Here is a 14,425-nt window from a genome sequence, read left to right on the forward strand (position 1 = left end):
CTTTGCGACAGACCGCTAGTTCTTAACAAGGGTGGCGTCGTACATCTTCTTAAGCAGCGGCTCCAACAACGTCTCTGTCGACAGCCAGTCAGCTTCGACGAGCATGCTGTACTTCTCCGTTAGAGCAGTCTCTCGGTCGAAGGCGAGATTCGCTGGCGTCTCCAGCCCAACGATAAGCTGCATGCCATCGGGCAGGTCCTTGGCGATGAAGCTCAACACGGCCGGGAGATTGAAGTCGTCTTGGGCCTGCTGATTGGGTGAGTCGATGACCACCGGAATGTCGTACGTCCCTTCCTTGCCCTGAACCGTTTTCCAGATGGCGGCGTAGTAGGCCAGGATCGATCGTGGCCCTCCGCTGCCCGATAGTGAGGGACGGGACTGCAGCTGCATGGCCTTGGTGGCGACTGAGTGGAGTTGTAGCGCGACGCGGCTCGCCGCATAGTGCTCGCGAAATTCGCTCAAGATCCCCTTCGTACGCTTTACGGAGCGAAGGTCATTCATCCTTGCTTCAAGCTTGTCGACCTTGAGGACCACAGAGTCGATTGCTGCCTGAACCTGTTTGCGCTCCGCATCGAATGCCGCAAACGCGGATTCCGCCCCGAGGCTCCCGACAACGTCCTTGAACTTGAGCTCACCCTTGCGGGTATCAAGAATGCGAGAAATGCGAACGTAGTTCTCGTTGAGGGCGCTGAGTTCTGAGAACGCCTTTTGAGTGCGCCTCCTTACTTCAGCTGCGTCCTCCCGTAGTCTTGCTGCGAGCTCTCGAAGCACGCGAGCATCTTCTGCAAACTCCAGAAGATCCATGAATGGCTTTTCGTGCTCCGCGTTGCACGTTGGGCAGATGAGCGGCGCCGCCCCTTCTTTGATGAGGTACTTCGCATCGCTGTCGTGAGCGGCGAGAGCAGCCTCGGCCGAGTGGATTTGGTGATCCAAGCTCTTGAGCAGCTCCTGCTCGCGAACGGAGATGCTGCGCACCACCTCTTGTCGAGCATTTAGCTCATTGACCTCCTTAGTGAGTTGGTCAATCTCTGCAGCAAAGTTGCCGGCATCTACTTTCGGTCCAGACAGCGGTACGGACTTGTTGAAGCGTTCGATGGCGCGTTCAAGCAAGCGGTACTCCCGCCTGTGCTCATCCAACACCTTCGAATGCTGTGACTTCTCGGCGCTCGCGGAGTAGTACTCCGGCGGGCAGACGCCGGTGAAGTATTCAAGGATTGGCTTGAAAGGAGCGCTGAAGCGCTTCATGCCGGTGAACGTGTTCCATTCAGCCTGCCAGCTTCCATCTTGGTTAACGTAGAACGGAGCAAAGAAGCATGCTGGATCCGCGGGGACCACCTCTGCCTCCTTTTTGTCGGAGAACACCAAGTTGAAGTTGGTTACCTCGCAGAAGCGTTTCGACCAGTCGCCGAATTTTGACGTTGAGATGAGCAAATTGAGCGCCGCATCAAAGAGCGCACGTCGTCCATCTTGGTGTAGGGCGAAGTAGCTTTGGCCGTCGACTGAAAACTCGACCAGAGACGCAGCGTTCTCGTCCCACTGCTCGAGCTTTCCTTGCGGCGTTGCCCCCAAGGTCTCAAACAAGCTCCGGATCAGTGTCGTCTTTCCTGTGTGGTTCCTCCCCACCAGCAAGTTCTTGCTCGGGTGGAAAGCCAGGTGACGAGCCCTCTTCTCGCGATGCGAGAGCAGCCAGATGTTTTTGAATCGGAAGCGATGCATAGTCTTTTGTTCTCAGGCTTCTGACGAGGAGTCTCAGTTCTGGGCCGCGCATTTCGTAATGGCTCTCATGACAAACCGCCCCATCAGGTCGTTGTCGCGGTAACCGCTGAACTTGACCTTGAGCACGGCTAGTGCGGCCTCGACATAAGGCCGAAAACTCGATGTGGGCGGATTCGCCGCAAGCCAGGCATCGCTGAAGTCGTCTATTGCGCGGGACGCATCAGTTCCTCCTATGAGTCGGTCCTGCTGTGCACGCGCTGCAGCGACGCGGATCGACGAGATGGCTATGAAGTCCATGCCTTCTGCCTGAAGCTGGCTCAAGAAACTGTTGAGCAAGGCACCCCGATCAGGCACGGTCTCGAGTGCAGCGAGCGCGCCCATGAAAGCGCCTCGAGAGAAACCACGCTCCTTGACGAGCTCGTCGAAAGACTTGCAGGCGTTGGTTCCGCGTGTGAGCGGTGAGATCTTCATCACCAGGGAATCTACGAACGCTTTTACCTGACCCGCGTGTGAAGGGCTGCGTTCAATCAACAACTCTAGGGCCGCTGCGATCGCCGGGGCGCTTAGATTGTCAGGATGAATTGCCACCTTCTGAAGCTTCACACGAGCCAGGTCAGGCGGCGGGCCTCCTGTCGACAATGAGGCGAAAGCATCGGCAAGTAGCTTGGCGTGATCCGCGGCAAGGTCTGCAAGAGTGCAGGGCAACGAAGTTGCTGCTGACCCGCCTCCCGCAAGAGGAAAATCGCATCCAGCGTTCGAGATGAACACGCCCTCGACTGGCAGAGCTGTAAATGCGTTTAAGCTAAGTTGTAGCTTGCCAAGTGCCGAGTCCGGAACCTTCTTGAAGTCTGGCGCCTTCAATGTTTTGGATGCATGCTTAGTCGGCTTAGTTGGACCATTCGAAGCTGCCTTTGGCGCCACCGTTCCGGTGAGGACGGACCAGGTCCAAGTGCCGGCGTCCTTCTTCTTGATTTGATACACCCTCGCTCGCGTTGGTGCCGTTGCCGAATCGAGTTCTGCAACGTCCTGAACGGACTCAAAGAGGAGCAGGAAGTCAGGCTCGTTGGCCTTCTCCATCTCCACCATTCGGACAACAGCCCACCAGCGCGCGAAGTCCACGCCCTTAGCTCCGTGTCCTCCACCGTTCTCTGAGTATTTCGGATTGTTCGCGACGGACAAGACCTCCGCCGCACCGATGATTCCGCTCAACGCACCCTCCCGTTTCGCCTCCGTTGACGCGGAGGATTTCTTCGGCGCGCGCCATCATCGTAGGCCGCTAGCCATATGTAAAGTCTTGCAACAAGAAGCGCGCTGCGATGAGCCGCCCGTGCGCGGATGTGGTTTCCTCCGACCGCGACTTCAAAGTGGGCCGCCGCAGATTGATCAATCGACCTGTGGAGCGGCGCTCCCTACGAACCGCGCCATCAGGTCGCTCTCAGCCAGGGTTCGGCTGCGGAGCTACGCGGCACACCATGAGGTATTCAATCGCGCCCTGATCGTCGAGGATTCCGGCCTGCAACATGGATTCCCAGTTATTGGGGGTTTGATGCCTGACGTCGCTAGCCTGCAGCTCGCCCCGAACCGCGTCCTCCATCGTCGCGCCATAGGCCAGGCTCGCATAGGACATCTCGGGAGCCCGACAGATGTTCAGCCAACGCTCGAGCAGAGTCGCGGCGATGCTGGTCTTGCGTACGACTTCCGCCAGGTGCCACTCGACAACCGCTGAGATCTCCAGCGGGAGACCTTGAACGCCAACGATCTCGACGAGCGGGCTAGCGTAAGGCGGGCTCAATTTCGCCACCACCACGCGTCCGAGGAGGAAGTCGTCGTAATACGGATGTATTGGCCGAGCACCGTCAACCTCCGCGAAGAACTTGTCACTCTTCTTCCGATTGCACTGGTCGCAGGCTGGGACGAGATTCTTTGAAAAGAACGAATAGACCGGCCAAGCTGCCTTTGGAAGCACGTGGTCTGCCGTTGAGGCCGCCTGCGACCCGCAGGTCGGGCACACGCCGGCCGAGAGCTGATGTCGAATCTGGTCGATGAATTCGAGCGACCGCACTTGGTTGTCGTAGTGCTTCCGCATCGAATCCTGTAGTCCGACGGGCAGAATCGGATGCAGGCCCGGAATGGCCCACCCGGCAAGCGCATATGCCGCGTACGCAGCCTCGACGTCGTACTGGAAGGCAGCAAGCAGCGGATAAGAACTCAGGGCTGGTCGCTGCGCCAGTTGCGTCAGGATTGCGACATCATCGACAGGCAGAGGGGCGATCCGCTTCATGCCTAGTTCTCACTCTCGCGCTCTGAGCGCATGAGCTCAGCACGGATGTATCCGACAGCCTCATTACTCAGCTCCCGACTCAGCAGCTTCAGCCATTCCTCGCTATTGGGATCAGTTCCTTCTCGGGCTTGCGCCATCGCCTCCACGGTCAGGCGCGCGAGGGTCGGGATGGTTTCATCTCCAAAGACATACCCCGACACTGCCGCAACGCTCGCCCCCAGCGTTTGGAGCCGCGGGTGCCTGACCAGCGCGGACCCATCTTGCATCCGACCCATGATCGAGACATCCATTCGCGTTACCTCCCGGACGACAAATGGCGAATGAGTCGCGATCACGGCGAAGGACCCAGTGGACTGGAGCACCTGCCGCAGCAGGCTCATCAAGCGTGTGATGAAGGTCGGATGGAGATGGTTCTCTGGCTCGTCAATGAGAACAAGCGTTCCGGCTTCAATGAAGGTACTTAGATTGAGCGAGAACCGAAAAAACAGTTCTTGGCCGCTGCTAAGCGGCTGCAGCCCACGTGGCTCGGAGGGGCGCTGGCCCCACGACTGAGGATGGCTCGCGCGAGCCTCTGGCCGAAGCGCATCGTCCACATCATCTTCATACTCTCCTTCAGAGTTCCGCCTCCTCGCGAAGAACGCCGGAGGTTTCGTGGTGTCTAGGTCAGCAAAAAGATGAATAGCTCCATCCCCTAACGGCTCAAGCAGTCGAGCGACCGGGAGGTAGAAGTGACCATCGACCGCCGCGTAGTGCCACGCGTCATGCTGAGCTTCAGCCTTCACCCGCAACCCAATTCGTGTAAGGGGAAGCCAAGACTCCAAAGCCTCCTTGAATATCTGAACGCGGCTACGGCCGGCAATCCGCGTAGCGTCGCGCGCTAAATCAATCAATGCCGTGGAGAGCTCGTTGTCGCCCCTGCGGCGATCAGACCTTGGTGAAAGAGCGAAGTGGCGATACAGAAGCGTCCGTTGGCTTCGCAGCTTCTTCGGAAGTGACGACTGACCTGGCACCGCACTGAACGCGATGACTCTGCTGAATGGCTCGGTAGACGCAATGCTGCCGCCGTTCTTCATCTTGGCCAAGCTGCTCACGATGTGAGCGAGCGTCTGCGATTTCCCAACGCCGTTCTCTCCGATGAGCACGTTGATGCGCCGGTCGAAGAGCTGAGATCGCCGAAAGTCGATGGTGACCTCATGAAGACCTTTAAAGCCGGCGAGATGAAACCGCACGGTGGCTCTGGCCTCCGTCATCTCCAGCGCTTCAGCCTCGTTGCCATGCAACACCGAAGCTGCCCGACGAAAAGCAAAATATCTCTCGTTAGAACGCAGAACTGCGAGCTTAAACGCGTCGCTCGAGATGGCTAGTTGTGCAAGGCCTGGGGAGACATACTTGGGATTCAGGGCGACGACATCATGAGCCGCGTTCAACGCCTCAATCGCGCTGTCTGGGCCAAACGCCCTAGTCAGTTCCCTGTATGAGTCGATGTTGCCCTGGAGGGTTGCAAACCAATGTCGGCTGTCGCCATCTTTTGGCGGTGTGTCTATGGAGAACTTGCTACCCAGCCACTCGGCAGTCACTTCCACGAACTGACCGCCCTTCAGTTCGAGCTCCATGGCCTTTGCACAGTCCTTGAAGTCCTGGGCGATGAACGCAATGGGAGTTCGAATGACGTGGGGCGCAAGGTGCATTCGAACGAGCATCCGTGCCTGAATGCGATAGCCAAGGTCAGGTGAGCGATCCTCGTCGGGCCACAGCACCACCGACATCGTCGGCGCGTGCTTAAGTGCGTAGTCGCGGCTCCCCGCGAAATAGAGCTTGAAGTCCATTCACCTCCCCGTCTTCGGGTCCGTCGGCTAACGCGTCTTGCTCGGCTTCGCTACCAGCTGTGACTGAACTAGAGCAGAAGATGGCGGCGCTGGCCGTTCATAGAAGAATATTCGCACACGGGGTAGCCGCTCGGTTAAGCGAGCCGGTGGTCGAAGGCCGCCACCAGTCCGCTCGAGGACAGGTAGACAAATGCGCTCGATTTTCGGCGCGCGTGGAGCCCGGAGCCTGAAGCCGTCATCCCTTCTGCAAGGCAGCAGAATCGACATATCGTGGCACCCTGCGGGCAAATGGAAACCGTCCCACAGCAGATCTATGGTGACGAGGCTGGCAATACAGGCCCGGCCTTGCTCGACCCCGAGCAGCCGATCTTCACCTACGCGATGACTGATCTCTCACCCGGCGAGGCCCAGGACGCGTTGGCATGCCTTGGATTGAACGCGGCCGAGATCCACAGTACTTCGCTTTTTCGTCGGAAGGGCGGCATCGAACGCCTCGCGCGGTTCTTCTCGCACCCTGCGGTGCAGCCGGCGCGGATAGCGGTGTTCGTCATCCACAAGAAGCACATGGTCGTGTCCAAGATGATCGATCTGCTGGTGGAAAACTTGGCCCATCGGGCGGGTATCGATCTGTACAAGGACGGCGGCAACATTGCGATGAGCAATCTCGCCACGATGATGATCGAGTCCTTCTTGGACCCGCAGCGCCAGGCGAGGCTGCTGAACTCTTTTGTCCAGATGTTGAAGCTGCCGTCCGCAGAGTCCGTGTCTGCCTTCTACGCGGTAGTGGATCAGACGATGCAAGAGCTGCCGGAGAAAACGCGGCACCTGTTCGAAGACTTCATGGTGCCAATCGCCGCCAGCCGCAGCATCATCTCCGACGTCCTGCACGGCAACGACAAGTTGTCGCTCGACCCCATCATTCCCGCAGTGTTCTCGCTCGCTTATCACTGGGGTAAGCAGTACCCGAACGGGTTCACTTTGAAGGCCGACGACGCAAAGACGCTTGCGCTTAAGAGAGATGATCTTGAGCTCTTCATGTCGGAGCATCTCGATGGCATCGAGATTGGCTATGACAACCGCAAGCATCCAGCCCGCCTGCCCATCCGCGAGTTGATCTTCTGTTCGTCAGAAGACGAGCCGTCCATTCAGGTTGCGGACATCGTGGCGGGCGTCGTCACGCGGTACGGAGCGCCGTTCGCCGGGCTAGCCGCCGGCAGATCTCGCTCTGACGAACTTGCGCAGTTCAACCCCGACTCGTTCATGGTGGGCAACGTCTGGCCGACCATGGACGTGACGCCCGACCAGATCGGAAAGCGACACGAGGGTGGTACTCACCCGGTCAACGCTTACTCCGAGCTGCTGCAACGTCGGTAGAGGTGCAGGCCGGCTGAGTACGCCGACTGGCGCCACGAAGAAGACAAGCGAGCCGAACGCTCTTCACGCCTCAGCGCCGTGTTGCCCCGTCAGGTAGTTGAGCTGCGGCAACACATAGTGGTTCAAGAACATGCCGAGGCGATATGCCCTGATGGGATCAGCTTTGGCGATGCGCCGGCGCAGTGATTCGGCGACTCCAGAAACCCACGGAACCTCATCGCGCAGAGGTGACGTCGGGACCAAGTTCTCATAGCGCATCTTCAAGACAAGCAGCGTCGAGTGATGCGTCGATGCAGGGCGTGCGAAAACCGTGTCCAAGAACTTCTCCGGATTCAAGTAGCGCAGGATCGGCACGGTTGCGTACGGGCAGGACTCGCTGCCTTGCACGAAAACCAGTTGCCGCAGGAATGCCTCGTTGTCCACGGCCAAGAGCGCCAGGAGCGCCTGCGCCTTGTCCGCAAGGCGCGAGGTGAAGAGCTTCTCCTGGGCCTCACTGATCTCTCGCGAGACCGTCTGGAACTCTGGCGTATCCGCCCCCATGAATCCGAAGCCACTTGCCCCATCCAACGGTGACCGATGCGATTGCGGGCTCTCTTCATCCAGAAGTCCTTTGGCTGCGACATCCGCGACGTACGCCTTGCAGTCCTCGATCGCCTGCTCCAACGTCCGGTCCGAGATTCCCTGCCGGGCCAACCAAAGCCACACACCAAACACGTGACGCATCTCGTCGACGGACGTGTACTGGCGATCAGCGAATTCCTGCGCCAGCGACACGACAGCGTCGCGTACGTCCTCCTCCTCTCTCTCCAACGTGCTCCACACTGTCCGCCAGGATGACTCCTTTGGCGCCTCCAAGAAGAGCGTGCATTGGCGAAGACTGTTGGCGATGTCCTCCCCGATTCGGCCACGCAGGATGAGGTCCAGCATGGGCTCGACGGGCAGGCGCATGTCGCCCAGGTTGACAGTCGGATACCTGTCTTGAGCCAGATCCAATCGTGAGCGCTCCTCACCGTTGCGACGGAAGTAGGCGTCCCACCCTTGGCGAGTCGTGAGGTCCTTCTCCTCGATGTTTCCGGCCCTCAACTCAAGCGACACCGCGAAGAAGAACCTGGTGACGGCCGCCATAGATTCGGAATCCTCCAGGTGGCCAGCCGGCACGTGCCTGAAGTACTTCTCGAAGTCCCAGATGCTCTGACGAAGCAGGCGCAAGTTCTTCAGCTTCGACATCTGATAGACGTCCAGGACATCCTCGGCCATGAAGCTCAGGTAGTCCCTCGCCTCCTGCGTGGCCACCTTGCTAAGGAAGTCTGCGAAGGCCGCGGGTAGATCCTGGGACAGGTGGATCGTCTGGCCGATCAGCTTCTCGCGGATACGGACGTACTTCGGCTCGTCAGGAATCTCCTTCTGGTTGGCAACGAGGATTACTTTCTGCTTGGCGTGTTCGACAAAGCCATTGATGCAGCCCAGGGCGACGTTCAGTGGCATGTCGCAGCGCTCGAGATCGTCAAAAACGAACAGGTCGGCCTTCGAGCCGATGATGTCTTGAATACCTACGTCGCTCTTGATTCCGAACTGGCCGACAAGTCCCGTAAACAACCTCCTCCCAACGTCCACCCCCTTGTTCTTGAAGATGGGGTAAATGGCCCCGAGCAACGCTCGGTTGATGTCGGCCGCGCTCTGCAGCCCGTACAGACTGATGTACGCGCAAACGAAGTCTGGATTGCGCTTTTTGCGCCGCTTGACGAACTCATCGAGGAAATGGGTTTTTCCTGAGCCCCAAGGGCCGTCGATCATCAGCGCGAAGCCTGGCGGGAAGGCGAAGTCGACGTACTCGTTGACGCGAGCTTCGATGTCTTGCCATTCGCTTGTCAGCGACACGTGCCCGGCGCCGAGCTGGGCGGCAGGTTGGTCTCCGCGCAGGCTCCTGAAGAACCGCCGACCCTTCTTGATCCACTCATCCATCAGTCTCGCTCCTTGCGCGCCATTCTGCGGAACTGTTCAATCCCGACCCCATGACACGTGGGCGCGACGTGTACACAGGCGGGCTCGCACGACCACGCCGTGAGATGGGCTCAGCGCTGCAGTCCGCCCCGTAGGCGAGAGGTCGAAGTCGAGGGCAAGGTCACGCAGGTGCGGCCCCGCGGCCAGGATGTCTTTGATGTCCGCATACAGCTTGCAGCGGCTCAAAGGCGACTGCCCGCCGTAGAAGGACACGAAGCGCTCGCGGTCGATCTTGAGCACCGCCAGGTCGCCGCCGGCAGCCGCGTCGCGCGGCCATCCCGAAGAGATGCTGCCCGCGGCCCACTGGCTCACCAGCTTGCGGGCGGGTACGTCCAGCGGCAACTGGTGTTCGACCAAATGGACGGCACTGGCCACGAACAGGGACGTCAACAGCAGGTGCCCGACATGCGAATGATGCTTGCTGGCACCTGCCAGCTTCGCCAGGAAGCTCCCCATTCATCCCTCGCGGTTCATCTGGTTTTATGTTCTGGCACATTTTGTCGCGAACGGCAGGAGGCTTGCTATCGGATCTGGTGACAGGCCCGGCGGCGCCGTAGATGGGGCATCCACTGAACTGTCGATGACGGCACCAGCATCCGCGGTCACAGTCAGGCTGGAGGAGGACTGTCGACGTGAGCGAGCCAGAACATGTAGCAAGCGGTGAACGGGCCTTGACGTGGATGCTTGAACGTCGCGGCGGCTCCGGTCAGGTGTTGTTTCGTGGCCAGTCCAGGATCTGGCCAGATATTCGGCCTTCGATCACCCGTCCTGATGTGGATGAAGAAACGCGGGGCGCGTTGTGGGAGATTTGCAGGCGCTTCGTGCACGCGGCGCAACTTGGGCTCACAGGCTATCTGGTGAGTAGCGTCCATGATCGCCTGGCGATCCTGCAGCACTACATCTTGCGCTCGCCGGTGATTGACCTGACGGGTACCCCTGAAATCGCGCTGTACTTCGCGCTCCTCGGTGCCAAGCCGGACAGCCGTTGCGTGATCTATGCCGTTGACATCGATATGGTGCACAGACTGCGTGGGGATGACGTTGAAGTCACTGATCACCAGTTTCTCGCTATGCCCCTCAATGCCGGCGGCGCCGCCCACCGTTGGTTGCGTCAGGATGGCTTCACCGTGGGTCCAAAGGCCTGGCGTGATCCAAAGGCTGTTGAAGCCTTTGATTTGCTGAAGATGCCGGGCTTGGCCGAATGCCACTTCACGGCCGTCGAAAGCGACTGGGACCTGGTGGCCCACCTCGGCGACCTAGAGTCCGTCGAGGGAGACCCTCTCTCGCGCGGCGTACGTGGGTTGGTGGGGCTTGCGGCGCGCGACCTTGGATGCATGACGCCGGCACTGTCCGCCGTGCTGCAGAAGACCCGCACCATAGATCCGCATGTCGAGTTGATTGACGAGATCGATGCGCTCTTGAGCTTGGCCAGGTCGGCCGGCGATGCGGAGGCATGCGGCGAAATCGCGAGGCTACGCGAAGCAGCTACCAAGGGCTATTGGGATACCAGTTGGGGATGCGCTTTGAAAGTGTGGACGCGGCGACTTCATACCTCGGGTGCAGAGGGCCGGACTGAAGACATTGACCCCAAGTAAGCCGCGAAGATCGAGGCGGCGGCGGCAGTGAACTCGAAGCAAAAGAGCCTTGAACTTCTGTTCGACTACACGAAGTTCCACATTGGGCTTTAAGGGGGCACGGCGCTGCCTCACCTATGTCAAGTCCGTAGTGCCATCTGCGCCTGGCTTGACGCCGCCCATACGTCGTGATCTGAAGCTGATACGCTGCACGTTCCTCGGCCAGAACGGCGTTTCGAACGGCATGATGAAGCGCATCACGACGAGCAAGTCGCCTTGCATGTAGGCATCGATTCCGAACTCGAATACCTCTTGTCGGTCAGGTAGCTGCAGGGTCCAACCTGGGCGATCAATTCCCTCGATAGCCGTCCAGAGAGACGAACAGCGCTCGTCCTCCAACCAAAACGACAGGCAATCGAGTTCTCGCTGCGTGTATTCGGTGCGTCCCGAACCCGTGATGCGGCAGATCTGCACCTCTTCAGCGGAAGGCCGATTCAAGAACACGGTTCTATTCAGCGGATGGCGGAGCTGCAGCCAGGTGAGAGCCGACGGCATTGCGATGAAGGCCAGGAGATTGAGCGATGAGGCGATCAACGTCTTGCCAGAAATAGGGACACTGATCAAGCCGTTGGACCCAAAGTCCTGAGGGAGTCCAAGGTCTGCGAAGGCTGAGGTGGTGCCCGTGTAAGGGGCAAAAGATGAAAGCGCTATCGGGAGCCCGACGATGGACACGCCTACCCAGCCGGTGGGCAACCTCGCCGGCGGTCGAAATGCTTCCTGCCCGACCAATCCACGCCGCGATCTCGTCAAAGGATGTAGTGGCTCCAAAACTGTCTCCTGACCACCTAATGTCACATAGCTCGATTCGAGCCTGCTCGCCGCAAGGTTCGATACATGCAAGCGCGAATGCCATGAAAGGCGTCGCTCAAAGTCGGTGTTGCGACTGATCGGATACCGCTTGTCTTCAAAGGCAGCGCTGCAACCCGGCCAGGTGTCGGAAAGGCGGGAAAACCAGCTCATGCGGCGACTCCTACAAGCCGTCTCTCCAGGTGCTGGGTTGGCGCGGGTCGTGCTGAGCTGACTTGCCAGAGCCGCTCGCGAAGAAAGATGCGCATCAGTACGTGCTGGATCGGCCAGACCCGACCGTGTCGGCGTCTGTAGAGCAGGCAGGCCCAGAAGCGGCGGTGCGGGTCTCGCAGCTCACGGCCGTGCGTCCTCAAGAAGGCATCGAGTGCGGAGTCAACTTCCTGACTGGCGATCTGTCCTTTGGCGGTGCCGAAACCGCAGGCTTGGAGCATCGAGACATATCCACCCGCGTCCAGATGCCGGTCATTCCAACCGTCGCGAGCGGCGCGCATGCTGATCTGGCCTACAGCGTTCGCCAGGGCATGGGACATTGACGGACCGGTGGCCGCCAGATCGTGATCAGGGCAGCGTGACAGGTGAGCGGTCGAGTAGTCGAAGCGGCCCGGCCGGTAGGGCACGAAGCTATTGAACAGGCGCTCTCCATGCCTATAGCAGTTGATGACGTACGGCAACTGGTGGTTCGTGTGCCAGTAGGCCTCGCCGTGCTCGACGGAGTCGGAGTCCCGGCATGCGCGGCAGTACTTCAGCCGGTCGGGGAGGTGAGGCGGCCGAAAGTGCCCGAGCAGCGAACCCAACGGCATGTCGTCGCGTCCCGACCGATCAATGACGGCGGCAAGCGCATCCGGCTCATCGAACGCCAAGTAGTAGGGCAACAGGGTGTGCTCCAGCGCGAATTCGGTCGGTGTCTGCGTGGATCCAATGTGCGCGAAAGCCATGAGCCGGGAGATCCGGTTCGGGTAGGCGATGTTCACCACTGAGGGCAATGGACCGAGCAGAAGGTCGAGGCGAGCACGATGGTGCAAACCAGCCCAGTCGCGCAACGAGCGAGCGATCAGGCTGTACCAGAGTTCACCCGGATAAGGCCGCGGCAGCCTGTCCATGTCAGAAACGTTCATGGCGCCTCCAATTCAGCAGGGTGGAACAGGTAGCCCGCATCGTCGATCGCGGCCTCGACATCACGTTCGGAGCGGTTGGCCTGGTAGATGATGCGGCGAAGGTCGGCGGGGTCGAGCAGTTCATGCCACCGGTCCACACCGGGCACCTTCTTCGGAGCCGTCGTGGGCGTCGGATTCCTCGCTTTGCTCTTCTGAATGGCTATCGCAACGATTTCGGCAACGCTCTTGGCAGGATGAGCCTCTGCCAGCGACTGGGCCACGCTCTGGGTCTGAGCCGGAGAGCCTAAGCCCAGGTCCGTCATGTGCTGCGCGGCTTGGGCCGCCTTGAGATCCAGCGCTATCCGGCCCTGCTCGCCCTTGCTGGCCGAGAAAGTGTGCTTCCCCACCAGGGCGGTCAGCAGACGATCCGCGTATTCCGCGGGGTCGTCGGGCTCGGCGTCCCAGATGTCAGGATCCGTCTCCTTGGCGCCGCCGGCCATCGCTTTGAGGGCTGGCGAGATGAGCTGCATGTACTCCTCAGCACAGAAGGTGACGATTTCAGGGGAAATGATCTCGAAGCCGTCAGCGATCGCGACCATCTGGGCGAACACCATGAGCTTGATTGCGATGTCGGGAATGCCTTGTGAGCCCTTATAGAAGGCAGCCACGAAATCTGAGTCGAGCACAGCCTGCTGCTGGGTGTACTGCTTCTTGAACAGCTGCGCGAGGAACATCTCGAACTTCGGGCCGGGTTCGAGCTTCCACGCGTAGGTCGATCCCGGCACAACACTGCGGCGTCCCAGTCGCAAGGCCGCAGTGAAGATGGGTATCGCCTGCCACGTGCCCACCACGAGCACGGCGCACTTTGCCCGAGCGATCAGGGTGGTGAGGAAGGAGATGGCATCTTCGTCGAGACCGATCTTTTTCTTGAACCAGTGCTGGATCTCGTCGATGCCGAGAAGGCCGAGGTTCAACTTTCGTGCGATCAGGGCGCACTCAATGCCGAGCTGTGTGGCGCTGGCGTTTGTTCGGACACGCGGATACGCCGTACCCGTCGCGGCCAGCCGTTCATACAGCTTGTCGTACACCGACAGGGCCAGAGCCTTGTCGGTCTTCGTCGTCGGGGCCTCGACCCAAACGTAGAGGCACTGGTACATATGGCCGTGCTTGAGGTGCTTGAAAACCGCGCCTTGGGAGAGCTTGTGCAGGATGCGCAGGGGGACCTCCGTCTTGCCGCAGCCTGGTGTGCCAATCAAGGTCAGGCAATGCGGAAGCTGCGACAGCGTGGGGGGCACATCCTTCGGGAGCCGTCGACTCGACAGCCCATCGAACAGTTCACGTAGGGCGACGCTCGCCGCCGGCTTCTTGGGGTTCCACTGCTGGTAGGCGTCGCAGATTGCATCCCACATCTGCATGGCGAAGTCCACTTGCCAAGGGAACGGCCTGAAGAAGTGGAAGAGACGGCGCAGCCGGCGCATGCGCTCCTCTGGTGGCTGAGCGCGATCCTCGTCGGTGCAGGCCACGTCGGAGGTGAGCAAATGGGTGGCGATCAGTTGCTTGCCTAGCGGCGGGAAGACTTCGATCAGAGGGTTGCCGCGATGTTCGGGTGTGGAGGACGGGTAGTAGTGCTCATCGCGATCGATGACCACGATCTCGACGGTGGAACTGATCTCTCGGGTTTGTGGTCGCATG

The 14,425-nt window shown here is 59.9% G+C and carries 11 protein-coding genes; 2 read left to right on the forward strand and 9 right to left on the reverse strand.

Going from position 1 to position 14,425, the window contains the following annotated elements; translation table 11 throughout:
- Positions 1 to 15 precede the first annotated feature (15 nt).
- The 4 genes from AC1D29_RS06315 to AC1D29_RS06330 form a co-directional block, all read right to left on the reverse strand.
- Positions 16 to 1,716 carry a hypothetical protein gene (locus tag AC1D29_RS06315; RefSeq protein WP_477895302.1) on the reverse strand — a complete coding sequence of 567 codons (1,701 nt, stop codon included), beginning with the start codon at positions 1,714 to 1,716 and terminating at the stop codon, positions 16 to 18.
- A 33-nt stretch (positions 1,717 to 1,749) separates the two neighbouring features.
- A complete protein-coding gene (locus tag AC1D29_RS06320) occupies positions 1,750 to 2,925 on the reverse strand; it encodes a dsDNA nuclease domain-containing protein (RefSeq protein ID WP_477895304.1) in 1,176 nt (391 codons plus the stop codon).
- Between the two features lie 226 nt (positions 2,926 to 3,151).
- The gene (locus AC1D29_RS06325; protein ID WP_477895306.1) at positions 3,152 to 3,997 is read right to left on the reverse strand and encodes an HNH endonuclease; all 846 of its coding nucleotides are present in this window, start codon (positions 3,995 to 3,997) and stop codon (positions 3,152 to 3,154) included.
- 2 nt (positions 3,998 to 3,999) lie between these two features.
- Positions 4,000 to 5,823 carry an AAA family ATPase gene (locus AC1D29_RS06330; RefSeq protein WP_477895308.1) on the reverse strand — a complete coding sequence of 608 codons (1,824 nt, stop codon included), beginning with the start codon at positions 5,821 to 5,823 and terminating at the stop codon, positions 4,000 to 4,002.
- A gap of 288 nt (positions 5,824 to 6,111) precedes the next feature.
- Here AC1D29_RS06330 and AC1D29_RS06335 point away from each other — a divergent pair, with 288 nt between their 5' ends.
- Positions 6,112 to 7,197, forward strand: a complete 1,086-nt coding sequence (locus tag AC1D29_RS06335) for a DUF3800 domain-containing protein (protein WP_477895310.1) — start codon at positions 6,112 to 6,114, stop codon at positions 7,195 to 7,197.
- Between the two features lie 63 nt (positions 7,198 to 7,260).
- On the opposite strand, the gene AC1D29_RS06340 is transcribed toward AC1D29_RS06335, so the two are convergent.
- Both AC1D29_RS06340 and AC1D29_RS06345 read right to left on the reverse strand, forming a co-directional pair.
- Positions 7,261 to 9,159, reverse strand: coding sequence for a P-loop NTPase fold protein (locus AC1D29_RS06340; protein WP_477895312.1), 1,899 nt, complete (start codon positions 9,157 to 9,159; stop codon positions 7,261 to 7,263).
- 36 nt (positions 9,160 to 9,195) lie between these two features.
- The gene (locus AC1D29_RS06345; RefSeq protein WP_477895314.1) at positions 9,196 to 9,654 is read right to left on the reverse strand and encodes a hypothetical protein; all 459 of its coding nucleotides are present in this window, start codon (positions 9,652 to 9,654) and stop codon (positions 9,196 to 9,198) included.
- A 176-nt stretch (positions 9,655 to 9,830) separates the two neighbouring features.
- On the opposite strand from AC1D29_RS06345, the gene AC1D29_RS06350 reads away from it, so the two are divergent.
- Complete coding sequence (locus tag AC1D29_RS06350) at positions 9,831 to 10,793, forward strand: FRG domain-containing protein (protein WP_477895316.1); 963 nt, start codon at positions 9,831 to 9,833, stop codon at positions 10,791 to 10,793.
- A 114-nt stretch (positions 10,794 to 10,907) separates the two neighbouring features.
- Here AC1D29_RS06350 and AC1D29_RS06355 read toward each other — a convergent pair whose 3' ends face one another.
- The 3 genes from AC1D29_RS06355 to AC1D29_RS06365 are packed head-to-tail and all read right to left on the reverse strand — an operon-like array spanning position 10,908 to position 14,424.
- Positions 10,908 to 11,792, reverse strand: coding sequence for a hypothetical protein (locus AC1D29_RS06355; RefSeq protein WP_477895318.1), 885 nt, complete (start codon positions 11,790 to 11,792; stop codon positions 10,908 to 10,910).
- Positions 11,789 to 12,754, reverse strand: coding sequence for a TniQ family protein (locus tag AC1D29_RS06360; RefSeq protein WP_477895320.1), 966 nt, complete (start codon positions 12,752 to 12,754; stop codon positions 11,789 to 11,791). The genes AC1D29_RS06355 and AC1D29_RS06360 overlap by 4 nt, the downstream gene beginning before the upstream one ends.
- Positions 12,751 to 14,424 (reverse strand): AAA family ATPase, encoded by a 1,674-nt coding sequence (locus tag AC1D29_RS06365; RefSeq protein WP_477895322.1) that lies wholly within the window; start codon positions 14,422 to 14,424, stop codon positions 12,751 to 12,753. The genes AC1D29_RS06360 and AC1D29_RS06365 overlap by 4 nt, the downstream gene beginning before the upstream one ends.
- Position 14,425: the final 1 nt, after the last annotated feature.

The organism is Roseateles sp. P1_C6, assembly GCF_056406315.1.

What these genes read in the sequence shown, in the direction of transcription:
- AC1D29_RS06330 (WP_477895308.1), bottom strand. Translation starts at nt 5,823, where the DNA reads ATGGACTTCAAGCTCTATTTCGCGGGGAGCCGCGACTACGCACTTAAG.
- AC1D29_RS06335 (WP_477895310.1), top strand. Translation starts at nt 6,112, where the DNA reads ATGGAAACCGTCCCACAGCAGATCTATGGTGACGAGGCTGGCAATACA.
- AC1D29_RS06345 (WP_477895314.1), bottom strand. Translation starts at nt 9,654, where the DNA reads ATGGGGAGCTTCCTGGCGAAGCTGGCAGGTGCCAGCAAGCATCATTCG.
- AC1D29_RS06365 (WP_477895322.1), bottom strand. Translation starts at nt 14,424, where the DNA reads ATGCGACCACAAACCCGAGAGATCAGTTCCACCGTCGAGATCGTGGTC.
- AC1D29_RS06315 (WP_477895302.1), bottom strand. Translation starts at nt 1,716, where the DNA reads ATGCATCGCTTCCGATTCAAAAACATCTGGCTGCTCTCGCATCGCGAG.
- AC1D29_RS06325 (WP_477895306.1), bottom strand. Translation starts at nt 3,997, where the DNA reads ATGAAGCGGATCGCCCCTCTGCCTGTCGATGATGTCGCAATCCTGACG.
- AC1D29_RS06355 (WP_477895318.1), bottom strand. Translation starts at nt 11,792, where the DNA reads ATGAGCTGGTTTTCCCGCCTTTCCGACACCTGGCCGGGTTGCAGCGCT.
- AC1D29_RS06360 (WP_477895320.1), bottom strand. Translation starts at nt 12,754, where the DNA reads ATGAACGTTTCTGACATGGACAGGCTGCCGCGGCCTTATCCGGGTGAA.
- AC1D29_RS06340 (WP_477895312.1), bottom strand. Translation starts at nt 9,159, where the DNA reads ATGGATGAGTGGATCAAGAAGGGTCGGCGGTTCTTCAGGAGCCTGCGC.